Origin of the sequence: Arthrobacter sp. 179 (genome assembly GCF_052379645.1) — a bacterium.
Classification (GTDB): Bacteria; Actinomycetota; Actinomycetes; order Actinomycetales; family Micrococcaceae; genus Arthrobacter_H.
The window spans coordinates 22,526-42,193 of record NZ_JBQSYU010000011.1; the positions used below are offsets into that span (position 1 = coordinate 22,526).

A 19,668-nucleotide genomic window follows, 5' to 3' on the forward strand; every position below is an offset into this window, starting at 1 on the left:
ATTATTTATTGTCGGGGCTGCGACACGCAGCCTGCGCTCATCCTCGCGTTTGGCGCAACCCGGGTACCGGCGCGGTCGCGGGCAGCTCGGGCATGAGGCCGCGGGGAGGCTGCCGGTTACCCGGTACATGGCGAGGGGTCATGTCCCTGCCGTGCTCGAGTTCGGTCACTCCCCCGAGCTCCAGGGCACGGACACCGGCTGCGGCACGTTCTGCGTCCCCGGGTGGCAACAGGACCGGAAGTTGATCTAGCGGGCAGAATCTAACCTGGAGCAGCCCGCCGTCGGCGGTGAAGCGTTCCACTTCGGTGACCCAGGTGCCTCCGTCGTACACGAAGAACTCTTGGCCCGTGTCATTTCCTCCGGCCGAGTGCGCTCCTCCGGTAGCGGGGCGGAAATCATGGACCAGCATCCGGCCCATCGAGGGTTCCAAAGCCATCCGGGCCAGGATCGAGGCGGCAGCCCCGCGCGGTGTCGCCCCTGACCTGACCTGGGCGGTCGGTAGCACCCAGTCCGGCTCCGAGTCCTCGCCGTAACGGGATTCGTTGACTCCCACGGCGTCCTTGACGGTCAGGACGGCCCCATCGGAGCGCCGTACCAGGGTCGAAGCGTAGGCCTGGTGCTTCCACCGGGCGCCGAGGAATCCGTCAAGTCCCTGCACAACAGTCATCAGCCGCTACCGCCGCCGACCTATTTGCCCAGGAACTTATCAAAGCCCTTGGGCAAGTTCAGGTCCGAGGGATTGAAGTCCTGCCCGCCCTGCTGCCCGAAGGAGGCACCCGTCGGGGCCGAGGGAGCAGCCGACTTGCGGTTCTTGGAATCCAATTCCGCCTGGGCAGCCTTGGCCGGGTTTCCGAACTTCTGCTTCTTCTTGCCAGCGCCTTTACCCTTTTTGGCGCCGCCCCGACCACCGCCACCGGGCATGCCCGGCATCCCACCGCCGGCGGCCATGCGCTTCATCATCTTTTGTGCTTCACCAAAGCGCTCGAGCATCTGGTTGACCTCGGAAACGCTCACGCCTGAACCCTTGGCGATACGGGCTCGACGCGAACCGTTGATGATCTTCGGCGCCACGCGTTCGTGCTGGGTCATCGAGCGGACGATGGCTTCGATCCTGTCGATCTGACGCTCATCGAATTGCTCGAGCTGCTGTTTGGAGATGGCGGCTCCGGGCATCATGGAGAGCATTTTCTTCATGGAGCCCATTTTTTTGATTTGCTGCATCTGGGACAGGAAGTCGTCCAGGGTGAAGTCCTCGCGGTCGGCGAACTTCTGCGCCATCCGTTCGGCTTCGCCCTTATCCCAGTTCTGCTCAGCCTGTTCGATGAGCGTCATCATGTCGCCCATGTCCAGGATGCGGCTGGCCATCCGGTCCGGGTGGAAGACCTCAAAGTCGCTCAGGTTCTCGCCGGTCGATGCGAACATGATCGGCTTGCCGGTCACCGAGGCAACGGACAGCGCGGCGCCACCGCGCGCGTCGCCATCGAGCTTGGAGAGCACCACACCGGTAACTCCGACACCTTCGTTGAAGGCCTGGGCAGTGTTCACGGCATCCTGACCGATCATCGCGTCGATGACGAACAGGACTTCATGTGGATTGACTGCCGAACGAATGTCAGCTGCCTGCTGCATCAGCTCTTCGTCAACACCCAGACGGCCGGCGGTGTCAACAATGACCACATCGTGCTGCTTCTGCCGGCCTTCGGAGACGCCGTTGCGGGCGACGACGACCGGGTCGCCGGTGGCCTCCTCAAATTCCGAGGAGACGCCTGGGTGTGGGGCATAGACCGGGACACCCGCGCGTTCACCGTTGACCTGGAGCTGCTTGACGGCATTGGGCCGCTGCAGGTCACAGGCCACCAACAGCGGGGTGTGCCCCTGGGCCTTGAGGTATTTGGCCAGCTTGCCCGCCAGCGTCGTCTTACCGGCGCCTTGCAGGCCCGCCAGCATGATGACCGTCGGTGGAACCTTGGCCAGGTTCAGCCGGCGGGTCTCTCCGCCGAGGATGCCCACCAGTTCCTCGTTGACGATCTTGATGATCTGCTGGCCCGGATTCAGCGCACCGCTGACCTCGGCGCCCAGCGCACGCTCCTTGACCTGGGCGGTGAAGGCACGCACCACCGGGACGGCGACATCGGCGTCGAGTAGGGCGCGCCGGATCTCCCGGACGGTCCCGTCGACATCGGCTTCGGAAAGGCGTCCCTTGCCGCGCAGGCCCTTGAAGGTCGCTGTCAGCCGGTCGGAGAGAGAATTGAACACGTGAGCTGAACTACTTTCGTGTGGGTGGCTGCGGGAAACCCCGCTGGACTCGACTACCAAGGTTACCAAGGTCCAACGTGCCCAACGGTATCGGCCAGCGGGGGCAGACACGGTGGGCGCAATGGTGGCAAGCTAGGCAGGTGAGTGAAGCAAAGAAATCCCATGTCAAGACGTTACTCATCCTCGGCGCCTCAGGGGACCTGACCGGGAGATTGCTGCTGCCCGGTCTGGCTGCCCTCATCTCCAAGGGAGATCAGCCTGACTTGATCCTCGCCGGGGCCGGCTCCCCGGATTTCACCCCCAAAGATTGGTCCAACCGCGTCACCGAGGCCTTCGCCAACGCACGGACGAAGGCTTCCGGAGACGGTGCCGCACATTTGGACCGCATTGCCCGGCAGACGACGTACACGGCCCTCGACGTCACCGCACCGGGCGAACTCGGCAAACTACTGGCCACGTGCGAGGGCCCGATCGCCCTGTATTTCGCGCTTCCCCCGACGGTCAGCCAGAAAGCCTGCGAAGTCCTGACACCGGAAGAAGTCCCCGAGGGTACCTCGCTGGTCATGGAGAAGCCCTTCGGTTCCAGCGCCGAATCAGCCCACGCCCTGACCAAGACACTCACCCGCCTGGTGCCGGAGGAATCCATTCAGCGTGTGGACCACTTCCGAGGCAAGGCCACGGTCTTCAACATCCTGGGCCTACGCTTCGCCAACCGCTTCCTAGAACCGCTGTTCAGCAGCGAACACGTGGCGAAGATGGAGATCTTCTACGACGAAGACCTGGCCCTGGAGTCCAGGGCAGGATACTACGACCATGCCGGTGCCCTACGGGACATGATCCAGTCACACCTCTTGCAGATCTTGGCCCTGCTGACCCTTAACGCCCCCGCCACTTTGGGCGAACGGGATCTACGCGACCACATCGGTTCGGTCCTTCGGGCGACGAAGGTCCCCACCGACTACACCAAAAGCACCCGGCGTGCCCGTTACACCGCTGGGACGAGCCGCGGACACCATGTGCCTGACTACACCTCCGAAGACGGTGTGGATCGGACCAACAACACCGAAACCCTGGCGGAGATCGAAGTCGAGATCAACAACTCCCGCTGGTCTGGCGTACCGTTCATCCTGCGTTCGGGAAAGGCTCTGGCGCAGCCCCGCAAAGAGGCCGTCATTACCTTCAAGCCGGTCGCCCACCTACCGCAAGGCTTCACCGGCAACGACTCCCCCACCCGCCTGCGCATCGGTTTCGGCCCGGACATCCTTCAACTCGAGCTAGACGTCAATGGCCCCGGGGACATGTACAACCTGGATCGTGTCGGTCTTTCAGCCCAGCTCAACACCCCCGACCTGCTGCCCTACGGTGAAGTCTTGGCGGGCGTACTGGCCGGGGACCCGACGCTGTCGGTTCGTGATGACACCGCCGAACAATGCTGGCGGATCATCGAGCCGGTATTGGCCGCCTGGTCGAACGGCGAGGTCCCGATGGAGGAGTACCCCGCCGGCTCCAACGGACCCACCCACTGGGTGACTTCCCAAGAAGTCGAGCTGGAGAGCGAACCGATGGAAGGCCTCCTTCCGGGCACCGAACTCCCACCACAGGACGCTCCTCCAGCAGCCGGCTGACCCCTTCGTACCCGCTGCTAAGCTGGCCTCAGGTGGACGAAACGGTCCTGCCATCCGGCACGTCCTCTGCAACAGCGACCGTGATCTTCGAAGGTGTGCTCGGAGCACACCGGAGGTGGTGAACGAACACATGGCAACCAAACCAGTAGTCGTCGGCATCGATGGCTCCAACGACTCCAAGGCAGCTCTTCAGTGGGCCGTGGAGTATGGGAAGCGCTTCGACCTTCCGGTCTACGCTGTGGCGGTCTGGGAACTTCCGTTGGCCTTCGGGAATATGGCCACCTACCCAGAGACCGGCGCACAAGTTGAGGAACGCACCAGCAAGGTCCTCAACGAAGCAGTTCAAGAAGCCGTCGGCGCAGATTCCGGAGTGCTTCAACGCACGGAACGTGGGCACCCCGCCAAAACTCTGGTGGAAATCTCGGAGTCCGCCGAGCTCTTGGTCTTGGGCACCAGAGGTCGCGGTGCTTTCAGGGGCATGCTGTTGGGCTCCGTCAGTCAGCACTGCGCGTCTCATTCAAAATGCCCCTTCGTCGTCATTCGGCATCCGGAGAGCGACGTCGAAGCGAAGTAATTGATGTTCGAGTCGCCGCAGGGTCGAAGGACCCTCCGGCGACCCCAGTCTGGCCCCGGATCAGGGCTCTGCCGCCGTGATATGCTGGCTATTGAGTGGACGAGGCGGTCCTGCCAGAAGGCACGTCCACCAGAACCGTGGCCGCAGTCTTCAAGGGTGTGCTCGGTGCACACCGGAGGTGGTGAACGAAATCATGGCAACCAAACCAGTTGTGGTCGGAGTCGATGGGTCCGATGATTCCAAGGCAGCCCTGAAATGGGCCGTGGAATACGGGCAGCGGTACGAAGCTCCGGTAGAGGCACTGGCCGTTTGGGATATCCCGACGAGCTACGGATACTTGGCCGCGTACGCAGAATCCGGGGAGAAAATCGAGGCGCGTGCACGCGAACTTCTCGAAGAAACCGTCGCCGAAGCCGTCGGAGCGGACTCCAATGTTATTCGGCGGACCGAGCGGGGGCATCCTTCTTCAACACTGGTCGAGGCATCTAAAGACGCACAGCTACTGGTCTTGGGCACCCGAGGCCATGGAGCCTTTGCCGGGATGCTGTTGGGCTCCGTAAGTCAGCACTGTGTGGCACATTCGAAATCCCCTTTCGTCGTCGTTCCCAGCGAAAAGGAAGATAAGAAAAAGCGCAAATAGCCGTGTGGCCTGGAGTAGATCGCCGGCGGCCTACTCCAGGCTCCTTGCCGCATTCGCGAGGCAGGCTCTCCTGCCGCTAGGCCATGTCGTGCCGATGACTAGTGTTGGCTTGCCCGAGTTAGTCTGCTTGGCACTCGCTCTTTCGTGTCTGCCTGCGACTGAATAGGGCGTTTGAAGAGATATCCGCTGACATCCCGCATCACCGCGTTAGTACGACGCCCCGAGGTCAGCAACACTGTTCCAGCCGCGAGGACAACAACCAGGACGATGGCAACGATGTTCTTGTCCGCCAAAACGTCGGGCAGGTACGGTTCAGCGCACAAAACAATGAAGCCATGGAGCAGGAAAACAGGCAGAGTGTGCCGTCCGACTTTCGCTAGCCCCATTTGTTCCTGCGTTGGGACGAGCATGAGAAAAGCCATGATAGATAATGCAGCAACTCCTAGGAGCAGACTTCTCATGGCTAGCCCCTCAGCTGGAGTGGCATCAAGCTCCTCTGAACTCAAAGCCGCGTGATACCACCCATGCTGGATGTCCTTGGAATACAAAACGAGGACGGTTATTAGCGCAAGGCCGACGACGACGCCCTTAAGGAGTCCTGGAGCTGCCATACACCAGTTGAGGGCGCGCTTTCCATAAACATAGCCAACGGCATAGAACGGCAGGAAGACAAGAGCCCGGCCCAGGGATAGTGGATAGCCAATCCAAGGAACCACGGTCACAGCGATGCCAAGAAGAATCGCCCCCAGTATCGAGGAACGAGGAAATCTATCAATGATCGGTGTCAGCAACAGCCACCAGATCATCGCCACTAAGAACCAAAGCATCCAGAACGGGGCGTTCCACTCGAAATCCGCGCCAGGCTTCAGAACGCGCGTTGCCCCGAAATAGAGGCTTTGAAAGAGGACAAGTAGCACTACCAGCGGGCCGATTCGTCGGACTAGTTTCTTTGGTGTTCCCGTGATTCCCGTAAGGAATGCAAAAGCCGGCATATGGAACGCATAAATGAACGTCAGTGGAAGACGTACCGTGTCTGCAGTCCAAAAATTTGTTCCCTCGAGCAAATGTCCGAGGACTACCAGGACGATCAGGAGCCCCTTCGCAATGTCCAGACGCTGGTCGCGTCGCTTCAGTTCGGGAGCTTTCATCACACTACGATAACAATTCTCGAGTTTTATGCCGAATGCCGCGACGTCACCAGCTTTAACATTGCTCTGTCAGCGGAGTGGTTCGATCGCCCATAAACACGACCATACTGTTGGATTTGCACGCATTCCTAGCAACCGGCTTGACGTGATGGTGTCCCAACTACGGGAACTTTTCCATCGAGAACTCCTTCAGGCCCAAAAGTACGTACTGCCCTTTCATAGGTAGCGGCCCGTTAGAGCGGTTCGGACCGTCAGGCGAAACTAGGATCGACCGAACACATAGCGTCCTGATATAAGTCGTAGGTCTTCCCAAAACACCTCCGGAGGTGCCAGAAGGGATATATCAAATCCCTCATCGAGGATCAGGCGTTGACGCGCCGGTCCTTCTGGCTGCCCCCGGAGGTGGGTCATGTCATTCCATCATGCAACACAGACCGTAGTCGTGGCTGCGGACGTCGGCAAGAACACCCTGGCCCTCTCGGCCACCGACTCTGAACATCAGGTTCTACTGGATCCATTCGATGCCGCGATGACCCGAACGGGTCTGAACGCCGCGTTGGAGAAGATCCAGCTCGTCATACCACCGGATATCCCGGTCCTGGTCGGCATCGAGACCGCCGGGCATTACCACCACCCGCTTTCGTCCCCGATGTCCTGGCCCCCGGGGTGGGACCTTCTCCAGCTGAATCCGGCCCACGTGGCCGAACAACGCCGCATCCAGGGCCGGCGCAAGGTCAAGACCGACGCGATCGATCTCGAAGCAATCACCGAACTGGTCCTGGCCGGACGTGGCCAGCCAATGACCGAACGCTCCGTGGTCATCGGCTCAATCACCGTCTTGGCCGCCCACCGGTATCGCCGTATAGAGGCCAGGACTGCGTTGAAGAACCAGATCCTGGGCCAGCTCGACGGCACCTTTCCCGGCCTGTCCCTGGCCCTTCCCAACGTCCTGGCCACCAAGGTCGGCAGGCTGGTCACCGAGCACTTCGCCGACCCGGACCGTCTTTCCTCACCGGGTACCGAACGGTTCATCCGCTACGCCCAGGTTCGTGGGCTGCAGGTCCGAGGCCCCATGGCGGCCCGGCTGGTAGCCGCGGCCAGAGATGCGTTGCCCCAGAACGATGCCGTCTCGGCCCGCGAAGTGCTCGTAGAAGACCTGGCAATGCTCCAACTCCTCGACGGGCAGATCTGCACGGTGGACGCCCAACTCGCCGCACTGTTGCCGGCCACCCCGTTCCATCCCCTACTGTCCGTGCCTGGCTGGTCAGTATCCCGGGCCGCGGCCTACGGCGCCTGTATCGGGGAACCATCCCGGTGGCCGGGACCGTCGCAGATCTACCGGGCCTCCGGGCTGTCTCCGTCCCAATATGAATCAGCCGGTCGGCGCCGGGACGGCTCAATCAGCCGCGAGGGCAGCGTCGAACTACGCCGGGCCCTCATCGGCTTGGGCAACGGGCTGTGGCTCCACGACCGGGCCTCGAAGGACTACGGGGCCAGCATGCGCAAGCGCGGGAAGAAAGGCAAGGTCATTGCCTGCGCGATGGCCAACCGGGCCAACCGGATCGCCTATGCCCTGGTGCGTGACCAATGCTCCTACGAGCCCACCCGCTGGACGACCCTGGAGGACTGAACCCCACCATTACCAACCCTTCACCAACGCCCGTGACAGAGGCAGACTGGAAGGTGGCGAGGGACCGGACCAGACGCCGATAGTCCTATGGCGGACCCCCAAGGGTTACGCCGCTACTAGCTTGGCGCCCGGCCCTTCGCCCCAAACGCAGCTCGAACGACGCCAGATGACCCACCGAGGTCGCATCAGTCAGTGTGAGCGCAACTGGGCGACTCGCGCCGCCCTCCATCCAACCCGCCACGGATCCTCAACAGCTTCGTGCAGAACACGGCCCGAAGGTAGGTATACCTGCGCCACCACGATATTGACAGACCTTATAGCCAGCTAGTCCAAGAGCGCGTCGACAAAATCCTCTGCATCGAACGGCGCCAGATCGTCCGGGCCCTCGCCGAGTCCCACAAGTTTGACGGGTACGCCAAGTTGGCGCTGGATGGCGACGACGATTCCGCCTTTTGCCGTTCCATCGAGTTTGGTCAGAACAATTCCGGTGACGTTAACAACTTCGGAGAACACCTTCGCCTGGTTCAGACCATTCTGGCCAGTGGTGGCGTCAAGGACGAGCAGAACCTCATTGACGGCAGCCTGCTTTTGAACGACTCGCTTAATTTTGCCCAGTTCGTCCATCAGTCCGACCTTGTTCTGCAGGCGGCCGGCGGTGTCGATCATGACGACATCTACTTCTTGATCCATGCCAGCTTTCACTGCTTCGAAAGCCACAGACGCGGGGTCTGCACCGTCAACATCGGAACGGACGGTAGGGACACCGACTCGGGCCCCCCACGTTGCCAATTGCTCGGCGGCTGCGGCACGGAACGTGTCAGCAGCCCCGAGGAGCACGTCTTTATCCTCGGCAACGAGGACGCGGGCAATCTTGCCGATGGTGGTCGTTTTTCCGACGCCGTTGACTCCAACGACCATGACGATCGACGGGCCGGTGGGCTGCCGAACGGATACGATGGAGCGGTCCATGCTCGGATCAACCAGTTTGATGAGTTCAGTACGAAGCATCGACCTGACCTGGACAGGGTCCCGGTGGCCTTCGACCTTCACCCGTTCACGAAGTGCTTCAACCAGTTCCTGGGTAGGTTCACTGCCGAGGTCAGCTAGCAGCAGCGTTTCCTCGATCTCGTCCCAAACGTCTTCGTCAATGTCGTCCTGCGACAACAGCGACAGCAGTCCCTTTCCCAGTGCATTGTTCGACTTGACCAGACGTGCCCGGAGGCGTGCGAGACGACCGAGAACTGGCGCCGGAACGTCAACGGCCAGGTCTTGTTGTCCAACCGCATCTTCGGGGGCCGGTGCGGTGCCTGATCGCCCACCAGCTTCGACGTCCTGTTCCGGGGCTTTGCCCGGATCGGTCAGGGTGTCAGTTCCATCGCCACCAGGACCTCCCCGAGCTGGATCATTTGCGTCACGGGGTCCGTCGTAGGTACCAGGAGGTGTCGTGCGTCCACGCAGGAAGAAGGCAGTTCCCAAGCCCACGACAAGGACCACAACAACGACGACGGCAATAATCAAGAGGGTTTCTGTAGACACCGCATAACCTTCTCATAAACTGGCAAATAGCCACGAACTCGCCAAGTGATATGGGTCGGATTTCTACGGCTGGCCGGCTGAAGCTGTTCTAACTCAGCCCATGCCCCGTGCGTCGGCCCTTGCCCGGTTTTCGGCGAAAGACTAGCTTGGCGCCCGCCTAATTCGCGCTAACTGCAATGCGATACCCTAACTTTCGCCAACCGGTTTGTGTGTTTCAGCAGGAGCTTTGAGAGAGAGGCTCTCGCTCCAAAGCAAACACTCACTACATCACCCTAATAGGCTTCGCCGCCTGTATGGAATCAAGTTCCGTGAATTACGCACACATAGTGGCCAGCGTCGAGACTCATCCCTTACGGAGCCCTAGGCATAGAGGCCAAAATAGGCATCAAAAAGAAGAGGCTTCTGGCAATTCGAAGTCACAGGCCGATAATCCACGTAAATATTTCATGTCGGAAAGGAGAGGCTTCGATGGTGGAAATTCTGAGACCTCCAATTGATTCCAAGGTTCAGCGCCTAGAGCTTTAGGAATCGAAAATTCTCGAAGTCAGTACGGATTCGGATATCACATTTCACGAGTGTGTTCGCGTTCGTACAGTCAGAATGATGAACTGCAAAAATAAACTCTTAGACAACAAGGACGAACTGAAATCGTGTCTGTTGTGGCAATCCAACCCATCCTTAGGGCAAAAACCCCCTGACACCGGAAGACCTTGCGTCCATTGCCCACCTACGACGATTTTGGAACTCAAAACTGGCACATCTTTTTCGATCAGCGTCACAGGGGCTTACAGGGTGGACATTGTTAAGGGACCATGCGTTTAGCTTCCAAGGCTCTTGACTCGGAAGAGATCGCTCCAGCGCCTGAGCGTTGCGTCCGTCGAGTAACTGTCAGCGATCTTGTTTTGTCCGATCGCACCCATGGATGATGCCCGCGCAGGATCATTGAGGAGGTCGACAATGCGAGATCCGAGAGTGCCAACGTCGCCAAGAGGGGCTAGAAAGCCATCAACACCGTTGTTGATAAGGTCGCGAGGACCATAGGGGCAGTCGTAAGCAACAACTGGGGTGCCCGTCAGCATTGACTCTATTACCGCGAAAGGAAGTCCTTCGGTCCGAGATGGAAGAATCGTGGCCGTGCAACGGGCTGTTTCCATCGCAACCTCAGTAGAGTACCCTCGGAATTTTACGCAGTTAGCGAGACCATGTACTTCGATTTCGGCTTGAATTTCTTTCAGATAGGCAGCCGACTCCGTGGGAACTGAACCGAAAATGTGTAGCTCCGCACCCGGGTGCGCCCGGACAACGCCACTCCACGCACGGACCGCATCGAGATGACCTTTATTCCTGAAGACACTTGCGAATAACCCGACTCGACCAGGAATAGTCTGGACGACTGGTGTCTGGTTGAACTGCATAGTGTTGGGAATAGTATGGATTTTTTCTGGATGCCCCGTCTCCGTCGCTACGTCGGCTCTCTGCTGGTCGGTCAGGGTGAGGATCCCATCGAAGTCGTCGATCCTTTCAAAATAGTCCTGGTAGTAGTCCTTGAGTGGCGCCCCAGGAGAGTGAGGTTCCGCGGCATAGTGGTTCGAATGCACCACCGCATAGAGGCGGCAAGTTCCCTTGGGCACTTTGAGTAGGTTAGGCATGACAAAACGCCCATCTGCCAGAACAATCGGGGGCTTCCTGCAAGCCGCAAATTGCTCGCGGATCCAGGCCGTCCTCCACGCTGTGAAGCTAGAGTAACGGACAGCTGTTTCCTGTCCCCGAGTAAATCTGTAGACGCTCTGCCCCTTGCCGGTTTCCGGATCGTACCAACGCACAAAGTAGCAGAATCCATCTGCCGTTAGATAGCGTTCCCGGTTCTTCTTCCCTCGAAGGTATCCAATTTCTCGATGGAGCACTCCGTCATCATCGAACTCCTCGCGCCGACAGATTTCTTTGTCGTCGTTAAAGTGGTCAATGAAAACAAGACGAGAACGATCGGGTGACCACTTTTTGTATTTCGCGTATGTTCCGTCTTGGTTAAAATAGCGGGCATAATGTTTGGTCTCGATTTCATCCGCCTGGACCAAATACCCAGCCTCAGTCGTACCGATAAGTACAGGATCGGGCGTCGTGCTGGTCTCGAGAGTGTTGGCAGCCCTTGCTTCTTCGAAAGGGTTGTTGACGACCACGTCCGGGTGAATTCGGGCTCGGTTTCCAACTCTTGCGGCAGGTCCCGAACCGTAGTCCAAGGTCATGATGTGGGATTTGTGGCCGGCATTGGCAAACATGGAGCTCCGGTTCAAAACGGCCGTTGTCATTCCCCCCGGTCCGAACATTCCGAAAACACTGAATATATCTTGTCTCTTCATGGTTCACCTACCCATTCACTAGTCGAGGGGAACAGCTTACTTGAGCGACTGTCGCTGCCGACTCATATGCGTTCCCTCATAGCTGTCCCTCCGTGAGTAATTTGGTTCACGAACGAGTCATTTTGATTTCAATTATCGGCTCCGAAATCCTTTTCTTTCTCCCGTGCCAGGGACGCCAGTTCTGCCGGCCGAGCAAGCTTGGCGTTGCAAGACCAAGCCTTGGTCTTCTTGCGTTGGATGTGCAGCGTGATATCCAGAGGTTCTGCCGGCCCAGGATACTGTTGGCTCGCGGGTAGTCGGCAGTTGATTCAATATGCATCTCAGTCGCTTAGCCTCGCTTCGCTTTGGATCTTGGAATAGGATCTTGCCGAAGCAGCAAGTACTGCTCCAAGACCCGATCCAAGTCCCGACTCCGGCTCAACAGCCCCAACTCACTGATGGTCCTGGAAGGGGCGTGGATGCCGAGTTCGCAAACCAGCACCAGTTCTTGTGTTCGCAATGTGCCCCATTGTCCCTGTAAACGGACTCGGCCCAGTGGGGTGTGGCGTTTTATCGGCCACGTGGCATCAGAAGAGATGTTAGTTAATCAATTCGCCACAGCAATCTGAATCGCTTGTGATGTTCGGGAACTGGACACTATCAAGGCTTGATAAATGAACAATCGACTACTGAAGAATGAATACTTTGGAGGATTAAATGCTGATCACGAAACTGGCTGCCGAGGGCATGCCAAAGGCACGGATTGCCGCGCGTTTGGAGACCTGCCGTCGCACGACTCTCAAGGCCGCATTGAGCCGGAGCCGACGGCATTACTGGCAAAACTAGTGACGGTGTCCTTCCCATCCCTGGCGCGACTCACGTCATAAGAGGTTCATCGTCTAGGCTGTGGACTTGATGTCCAGCCCTGTTCTTCCGCCCAAGCAATCGACGATCACTCGCGAAATCAAGGTCCTAATCGCTGCGGCTTTCGTGATAGCGCTGGGCTTCGGACTGATCGCACCGATTCTGCCGCAATTCGCCAAAAGCTTCGACGTCGGGATCGCCCAAGCCGGTTTCATCGTCAGTGTCTTCGCACTCACACGCCTAGCTTTCGCGCCGGTCAGTGGTCGGCTGACGTCTGCTCTGAGCGAGCCCCCCGTGTATGTAGGGGGTGTGCTCATTGTCGCGGTATCGACCATCCTGTGTGGCTTTGCACAGGACTACACCCAATTGCTGGTCTTCCGGGCAGCTGGTGGTCTGGGATCGACCATGTTCACCGTTTCTGCCATGTCACTCATCGCCCGACTAGCACCCACCGAGATCCGGGGACGGATATCCGGCTACTATGCCGGATCATTCCTCATCGGGAACATTGTTGGCCCTGTTCTCGGCGGTTTCCTGGCGGTCTTCGGATACCGCCTGCCGTTCTTCATCTACGGTGGCGCCCTCATCATCGCAGCGGCCTTCGTGTATTTGTCACTTTTGGGAGTGCGATCGGCCGCGAAGCGTGGGCCCCGTGACGAACGCCCAGCGATGCAATTCAACGATGCGTTGAAGAGTCCGAGTTATCGGGCTGCCTTGTTTTCCGGCTTCGCGAACGGATGGTCCAATTTCGGCGTACGGGTAGCGTTGGTACCTCTCTTTGCCGCGCAAGTTTTTGACGATGGAGCAGCGTTAGCAGGTCTGTCGTTGGGAATCTTCGCCATTGGCAACGGTGCTGCACTCACTATTGCGGGGCGAATTACCGATAAATATGGGCGACGCATGCCGGTTTTGGTGGGACTGACGGTGGGGTCAGTCGCCATGGCTGGAATTGGACTGACCGACAACGCGGTGCTGTTCATCGCGCTCTCGATCATTGCTGGCGCCGGTATCGGATTTATGAACCCTGCCCAGCAAGCTGCCGTAGCCGACGTCATCGGCCGCGATCATAATGGCGGCAAAGTCATGGCAGGCTTCCAGATGGCCAGTGATTCCGGCGCCATTTTAGGTCCTGTAGTCGCGGGCCTCATCGCGGACCAGATGGGTTTCGGGTGGGCATTCGTCGTGACCGGCATCATCGGCTTGGCCGGTGCTGGAGCCTGGATTCGTGTCCCCTCGACCGACACCAGCTCCACTGTTAGTTGAGAGCCGACAGGATTTCCGGCTCTAAGTAAGGGGAAAGTGTTGTGGCATAGGTAGCCGATAAATGTGATCCATCGAAGTAGGTCACGACCCCGCCATTTGCTCCATAGCAACGCTCCGGACGACAAATATGGTCGTTCAAATCGGCCGTACGAATGCTCCCGTCAAGTTTCCTCGCGGCATCATATAGCGGATCGCCGGGAATCCAGTCGCTTGGCTTACCGGAACATGCTGCGAGGGATTTATCCGTGTCACCGAGGCAATCCGGGATGGAAGGAACGGTGTCATGTGGAAAGGGCGTGTCATGGAGGACCAGCACGTTCGTATCTGCTTCCTGCCAAGTTTCCAACAGTCCCTGGTATCCCTCTTCCAGATCTTCATGAAAGCTTCCTTCAGACGATCCTTCGACCCCATAGACGTTGCGTGTCGAGACGACCACCAGATCAAAAGCATGTCCTGACGTGGCTTGAACCATCCGCTGACCCCATTCACGGCACCCTTTCCGCTTCTCAGGGCTTATGGCCAAATCGGCATCAATTGGCGCGCAGGCCGATGCAAGGTAGGTGGTGATCCTGAGGTCACTCTTATCGGCAATGTTTTGTAGTGCGGGAAGCCACTGACCGGCGTGGGAGTTACCAACGAGGGCGATGTTGCGGCTGCCATGCCCATACACACACTTGGTCAGGCCAGGATAAGGCGAACTCTCCCAGCAATCATCAGCGTACGCATCGGACTTGTCCTCACCTGCAACGGCAGCCGCAGGTACCAACTCGTCACGCTGAACACTGGGACAACCCTTAGGAGGCTTGTCCAATGCCCGCGCCCCTAAACACGGATCCGCGCCCGTCTTCGCTTCGGCAACTTTCTGTTCGGACATCGCCTCTTGTTGGCCGACATAGTAGACCGGGACCAGGGCCAACGCGGCCACCAGAGCCATCGAGCTCGCTCCCATGGCAAAACTACGCGACGGCAGCCGCAGCATACGAGCTTGGCGAAAGCGATCTTCGATGAAGGTCTTGCTCAAGGCAGACAAGCCCAAGGTCGCCCCGATGATGACCACGGAATCCAGCCAACCAAGGCGTCCATTGCCGACCCAGGGCACGATGGCGATCAGAGGCCAATGCCAGAGGTATATCGAATACGAGGCATCCCCAACCCACTGGATGGGTTTGAGGCTGAGGATTCCTGTAGGTGACCAGCGGGACGTGCAGGCCGGCCATATGAGCAAAGCTGCGCCCAAGGTAGGCGCCAAAGCTGCAGCACCAGGGAACGGCGTTGCTGGGGTATAAGTGATGGAGGCCCAGAGGATCAACAACAGTCCCGCCCACGCACTAAACATGCTGAGTAGACGGCCTGGTTGCCACAGTTGATGTACGCAAGCTAATAGGGCGCCAATTCCGAGCTCCCAGATTCTGGTCGTACTTACGAAATATGCGGCTGCCGGTTCTGACGCTGTCAGAAACAATCCATAGGAGAACGATGCCACGGTGATTGTAGCCAGAGCTCCCGTCACGACCATGCGCGAGTTCCACCGCATTCGAGAAGAAACAGCCAAGACCACCAAGATAAGGATGGGCCAGAAGATATAGAACTGTTCCTCGATGGACAGCGACCAGTAGTGCTGGAGCGGAGAAGGTGCCTCCTCTGCTGCCAGATAATCGGTAGAACTCGCTGAGAGGCGCCAGTTCTGCACATAGAATGCGGAGGCTATTCCGTCCCAAGAGACGCTTCGCCACCGACTTTCGGGCGCTACCAGCCAGGTCAGGGAAAGGGTCGCGACGATAACTGTAAAAGCCGCTGGCAGCAGTCGACGGACACGCCTCGCCCAGAAGTCGGCGAGCAGCCTCGGCGTCGTCGGGGGTTTGGACAAGAGGTGGTTGGTGATCAGGAACCCGGAGATCACGAAGAAGACGTCTACGCCGATATATCCACCCGTGAACGTTCCGGGAAGTAAGTGGTATGTCACCACCAAGGTGACGGCAATGGCACGCAACCCTTGGATATCAAAACGAAGTTGTCGGCTCGGCTTCGTCTGCGTCTGACTCTCGTGAATGGTCCTTCTCCTGTTCGGCGTACCGCTTTTTGGCAACGATCTAGATTACAGTTCGGGTCAGATCGTGAACGATCAAGACGCACTGGTTCAAACATCTTCATGCCAGAGACGGCAAAAAGCTTGACGTGGTCAGAGCCGTTGGCTGATCACCTTCGTGACCCCATCGCCGCGCATGGAGACGCCATACAGTGCGTCAGCGATCTCCATAGTGCGCTTTTGATGCGTGATAATGATCAGTTGACTAACTTCTTGGAGCTCGCGGAAAATCAGCAGTAATCGACCCAAGTTCGTATCGTCTAGGGCAGCCTCGACCTCGTCCATCACGTAGAACGGCGATGGACGGGCCTTGAAAATCGCTACCAGGAGCGCAACGGCAGTCAATGATCGCTCTCCACCAGAAAGTAGTGAGAGACGCTTGATCTTCTTGCCGGCTGGACGGGCATGCACTTCGATCCCCGTATTGAGCATGTCGTCTGGGTCGGTCAACACCAGTTTTCCCTCACCGCCCGGGAACAGTGTGGCAAAGACTTGTTCGAACTGTTCGGCCGTATCGTGGAAGGCCTCCGTGAAGACGAGTTCAACTCGTTCATCCACGTCGCGAATGATGTCCAGAAGGTCTTTGCGACTGGATTTCAGATCCGCAAGTTGCTCCGCCAGGAACCTGTGGCGTTCCTCAAGTGCCGCAAACTCTTCCAAGGCCAAGGGGTTGACCTTGCCCAAGGACGCTAGATCCTTTTCTGCCTTCCGTAAACGTTTTTCCTGCTGGTGACGGTCGAAGGGCCGTCCCACCGGCACCGGGTTTCCGTCCATGTCCACGTCTTGACGCAAAGCCGCCCACCTATCGCTTTCCTGGTCAGGTTGTGGGACCAATAGGTCGGGACCATAGTTTTCGATGAGATGCTCCGACGTCATCCCCAACTCTGCGAGGGCCCGGGCTTCAAGGCTTTCAATGCGAGTGTGTTGTTGGGAGCGCGCCAACTCATCACGATGCACGGAATCAGTGAGCCCGGCCAACTCACTACCTAGTTCATTTGATCGGGTTCTGGCTTGCCCCAGCTCGCCATTTATTTGGTCGCGATGCTTCGTTAGCCGTGCGTGTTCGTCCGCAGCTTCCTGCAATGAACTTTCAAGGTGTTCTTGCACCAACAAGATCGCCTGTCCGACGGCTTGAGCACGTTTGGCTTGACGACGTCGTAGCGCGGCTCTCCGCTCAGCCTGTTCACGGTTACGGCGTTCCCCCGCGGCGGATTTCACGAGTGATTCAATGTGGCCCGACAAGCTCTTGACCTGCTCTTCACTGCCCCGCAGAGCCAACCGTGCGTCAAGCTCTCGCTCACGAGCCTTGCCGGCCTCTGCATCTAGCCTCGCGCGCGTTGAGCTGTCTGGTTCTTCATCAGCTGGGGCCTCCCGGGTAGCAGCCAGGCGCTCCTCAAGTGCAGCCAGGGTTTTCTTGGCTTCGGCTACCGACTCCGTGGCAACGCTGATCCGGTCTCTTGATCTTTCGACCTCTGCGGCAGCTTCTCGGGCTGTGGCTCCGAGAGTTGCCAGCTGTTCAGCAACGCCGGTAATGCGGGCATCTGATTGGTACAACTTTTCAAGTGCCGTATCGACAGCCCCGGCAGCCTCGCTGCGTGTAGTTTCCAGCGCTGAGCGTTGGAAACGAAGCTGTTCGTAGCATGCGGTGACGTCATGGAGTTCGACGTTGGTGGCATCAATGGCCGCTTGTTGCTCCACAAGTGATGAACCGGTGCCAGATCCCCCGGCAAGGCTATTCGTCGAATGGACCACGCCATCGCGAGTGACCACAGTAAATTGGGGTGCTGCGGTCAGGAGTTCAACAGCGCCTTCCCTATTTTCAGCGACGATGACGTTGCGCAGAAGATGCCGGACAGCTTCGGCGAGGCCGTCTGGGGATGCTTCCTTGACATCCACGAGGCCCGAAGCCCACAAGCCACCAGCGGGCAGTAGATTCCTCTTCGCGTGCGTTTCCGCCCGCTGGTCCGAGACAAAAGCACCTGACTCGGCTGCCTGCGGAAAGATCAGGTGGACACGGCCTGATTCCTGTTCACGGACTGTTTCCAGGACTCGCTGAGCGTCGTCGGCGCTACAGGCACTTAGCGCCTCGGCGTAGGTACCTAGCGCAGCGGCAATCGCCCCGTCGTATCCGGGTTCGACATGGAGCTCTGCACTAATACGCCCCCTAATGCCCTGATGCCCTGCTGCAAGGATCTCCTCAGAGGCATCCTTGCGGCTCATCGCAGAGTGTAGTGCGTCAAGACGAGCTTGAAGAGCGGCCCGTTCACGTTCTGCTTTTTGCTCCCGAGAAACTAACTGCTCCAACTCTCGATCGCAGGACGCCAAACGTTCCTCGGCCAATTCGTGCGAAGCGTCCAGGTCCTCTTCCGTGTCCTCAACACCGCTAGCCTGCTGTTCCAGTTCGGTATATTTCATCTGTGCCTCAGAACCGCGTACACGTGCGAGTTCGGCCGATGCCCGCAGTCTGCCCAGCTCACCTTCGAGTGATTCGACGCGGCTGCGTGCCGAGGCGACTTTTCCGGCCAGGGTAGCCAGTCCCTCGCGACGGTCAGCTATGGCACGCATCAATTCGGTCATTCGGCGGCCTTCTACGGCCGCGGCCTGTTCCGATTCCTTCCGATCAGCAATCGCGGAATCGAGTACATTTGATGACTTATCGCGTTCGTTCTCAAGCTCTTCCAGATCAACGCGTAAACGCTGTGCTTGGCTTTCTAACCGGTCCGGTTCCCGCGACGGATCGTGCACGACGCGACTCTGCTCAGCCAAGCCGCGTTCGCGTTCTTTCGCCAAGGCGCCCAGAGATCTGTACCGTTCTTTCATGGTGTTCAACCCGTGCCATGTCTCTCGAGCGGAGTTTAGGGCAGGAACAGTGCTCGCGGCAGCAGATTCCAGCTCCGCGAGCCGGGCGCGGACTCGGGTAACCTCCACGTCGACTTCGTCCCGTCGCACAAGAATTCGTCGTTCGTCTTCGACCTCGCGATGGAGGGCTTCTTGGAGGGTCACCAACTCGTCGGCCAGGAGCCGAGAACGCGCATCGCGCACCTCAAGTTGGACCGATTGTGCCAGACGTGCAACGTCAGCCTGTTTACCCAACGGTGTCAGCTGGCGCCGAACCTCTCCTGTGAGGTCCTGAAGGCGCGAGAGGTTGGTGGCCATTGACTCGAGTTTGCGTACGGTCTTTTCCCGACGTCTGCGGTGCTTCAGCACCCCAGCGGCTTCCTCAATAAAACCTCGGCGTTCATCAGATGTGGCATGAAGGATACGGTCCAGTTGCCCTTGCCCGACGATGACGTGCATCTCCCGGCCCATTCCGGTGTCGGAAAGCAATTCTTGGATATCGAGCAAGCGGCAGGACTGACCATTGATGGCATATTCAGAGCCGCCAGCCCGGAACAGGGTCCGGGTGATCGTCACTTCTGAATATTCGATGGGCAGGGCACCATCTGCATTATCGATAGTTAGCGAGACCTGTGCTCGCCCTAACGCCGGACGGCCAGAGGTTCCGGCGAAGATGACATCTTCCATCTTGCCGCCACGGAGTGTCTTAGCTCCCTGCTCCCCCATCACCCACGACAAGGCGTCGACGACGTTGGATTTCCCAGAACCATTCGGGCCAACCACGGCAGTGACGCCGGGTTCGAACTCAAAAGTCGTCGCTGAGGCGAACGACTTGAATCCACGAACGGTCAGGGTCTTGAGATGCACGGAGG

The 19,668-nt window shown here is 58.7% G+C and carries 12 protein-coding genes; 5 read left to right on the plus strand and 7 right to left on the minus strand.

What is annotated here, in order from left to right:
• Positions 1-37: 37 nt before the first annotated feature.
• Positions 38-667: a hypothetical protein gene (locus tag ACT3UE_RS08520; RefSeq protein ID WP_443348375.1), complete on the minus strand. Its 630-nt coding sequence runs from the start codon at positions 665-667 to the stop codon at positions 38-40.
• A 20-nt stretch (positions 668-687) separates the two neighbouring features.
• Positions 688-2,256 carry a signal recognition particle protein gene (ffh, locus tag ACT3UE_RS08525; protein ID WP_443348373.1) on the minus strand — a complete coding sequence of 523 codons (1,569 nt, stop codon included), beginning with the start codon at positions 2,254-2,256 and terminating at the stop codon, positions 688-690.
• 140 nt (positions 2,257-2,396) lie between these two features.
• On the opposite strand from ffh, the gene ACT3UE_RS08530 reads away from it, so the two are divergent.
• The 3 genes from ACT3UE_RS08530 (at position 2,397) to ACT3UE_RS08540 (ending at position 5,095) form a co-directional block, all read left to right on the plus strand.
• A complete protein-coding gene (locus tag ACT3UE_RS08530; RefSeq protein WP_443348370.1) occupies positions 2,397-3,881 on the plus strand; it encodes a glucose-6-phosphate dehydrogenase in 1,485 nt (494 codons plus the stop codon).
• Positions 3,882-4,011: 130 nt separating this feature from the next.
• A complete protein-coding gene (locus tag ACT3UE_RS08535) occupies positions 4,012-4,455 on the plus strand; it encodes a universal stress protein (protein WP_218778260.1) in 444 nt (147 codons plus the stop codon).
• Between the two features lie 181 nt (positions 4,456-4,636).
• Positions 4,637-5,095 carry a universal stress protein gene (locus ACT3UE_RS08540; RefSeq protein ID WP_444566531.1) on the plus strand — a complete coding sequence of 153 codons (459 nt, stop codon included), beginning with the start codon at positions 4,637-4,639 and terminating at the stop codon, positions 5,093-5,095.
• Between the two features lie 98 nt (positions 5,096-5,193).
• Here ACT3UE_RS08540 and ACT3UE_RS08545 read toward each other — a convergent pair whose 3' ends face one another.
• Entirely contained in the window at positions 5,194-6,243 is a 1,050-nt protein-coding gene (locus ACT3UE_RS08545) for an acyltransferase family protein (RefSeq protein WP_443349313.1), read from the minus strand.
• Between the two features lie 442 nt (positions 6,244-6,685).
• On the opposite strand from ACT3UE_RS08545, the gene ACT3UE_RS08550 reads away from it, so the two are divergent.
• On the plus strand, positions 6,686-7,873 hold the full coding sequence (locus ACT3UE_RS08550; protein ID WP_444566532.1) for an IS110 family transposase: 1,188 nt from the start codon (positions 6,686-6,688) through the stop codon (positions 7,871-7,873).
• 324 nt (positions 7,874-8,197) lie between these two features.
• On the opposite strand, the gene ftsY is transcribed toward ACT3UE_RS08550, so the two are convergent.
• Together ftsY and ACT3UE_RS08560 are read right to left on the minus strand one after the other, a co-directional pair.
• Complete coding sequence (gene ftsY / locus ACT3UE_RS08555) at positions 8,198-9,409, minus strand: signal recognition particle-docking protein FtsY (protein WP_444566533.1); 1,212 nt, start codon at positions 9,407-9,409, stop codon at positions 8,198-8,200.
• An 818-nt stretch (positions 9,410-10,227) separates the two neighbouring features.
• Positions 10,228-11,685, minus strand: coding sequence for a glycosyltransferase (locus ACT3UE_RS08560; RefSeq protein WP_444566534.1), 1,458 nt, complete (start codon positions 11,683-11,685; stop codon positions 10,228-10,230).
• Between the two features lie 975 nt (positions 11,686-12,660).
• Here ACT3UE_RS08560 and ACT3UE_RS08565 point away from each other — a divergent pair.
• Entirely contained in the window at positions 12,661-13,872 is a 1,212-nt protein-coding gene (locus tag ACT3UE_RS08565; RefSeq protein WP_443347955.1) for an MFS transporter, read from the plus strand.
• Here the strand turns inward: ACT3UE_RS08565 and ACT3UE_RS08570 are convergent.
• Complete coding sequence (locus ACT3UE_RS08570; protein WP_443347954.1) at positions 13,865-15,862, minus strand: acyltransferase family protein; 1,998 nt, start codon at positions 15,860-15,862, stop codon at positions 13,865-13,867. The two genes, ACT3UE_RS08565 and ACT3UE_RS08570, sit on opposite strands and share 8 nt — an antisense overlap.
• 189 nt (positions 15,863-16,051) lie before the next feature.
• A complete protein-coding gene (gene smc / locus ACT3UE_RS08575) occupies positions 16,052-19,663 on the minus strand; it encodes a chromosome segregation protein SMC (RefSeq protein WP_444566535.1) in 3,612 nt (1,203 codons plus the stop codon).
• Positions 19,664-19,668 lie beyond the last annotated feature (5 nt).

Coding starts and splice junctions, on each gene's coding strand:
- ACT3UE_RS08565 (WP_443347955.1), top strand. CDS start 12,661: ATGTCCAGCCCTGTTCTTCCGCCCAAGCAATCGACGATCACTCGCGAA.
- ACT3UE_RS08545 (WP_443349313.1), bottom strand. CDS start 6,243: ATGAAAGCTCCCGAACTGAAGCGACGCGACCAGCGTCTGGACATTGCG.
- ACT3UE_RS08520 (WP_443348375.1), bottom strand. CDS start 667: ATGACTGTTGTGCAGGGACTTGACGGATTCCTCGGCGCCCGGTGGAAG.
- ACT3UE_RS08560 (WP_444566534.1), bottom strand. CDS start 11,685: ATGTTTGCCAATGCCGGCCACAAATCCCACATCATGACCTTGGACTAC.
- ACT3UE_RS08535 (WP_218778260.1), top strand. CDS start 4,012: ATGGCAACCAAACCAGTAGTCGTCGGCATCGATGGCTCCAACGACTCC.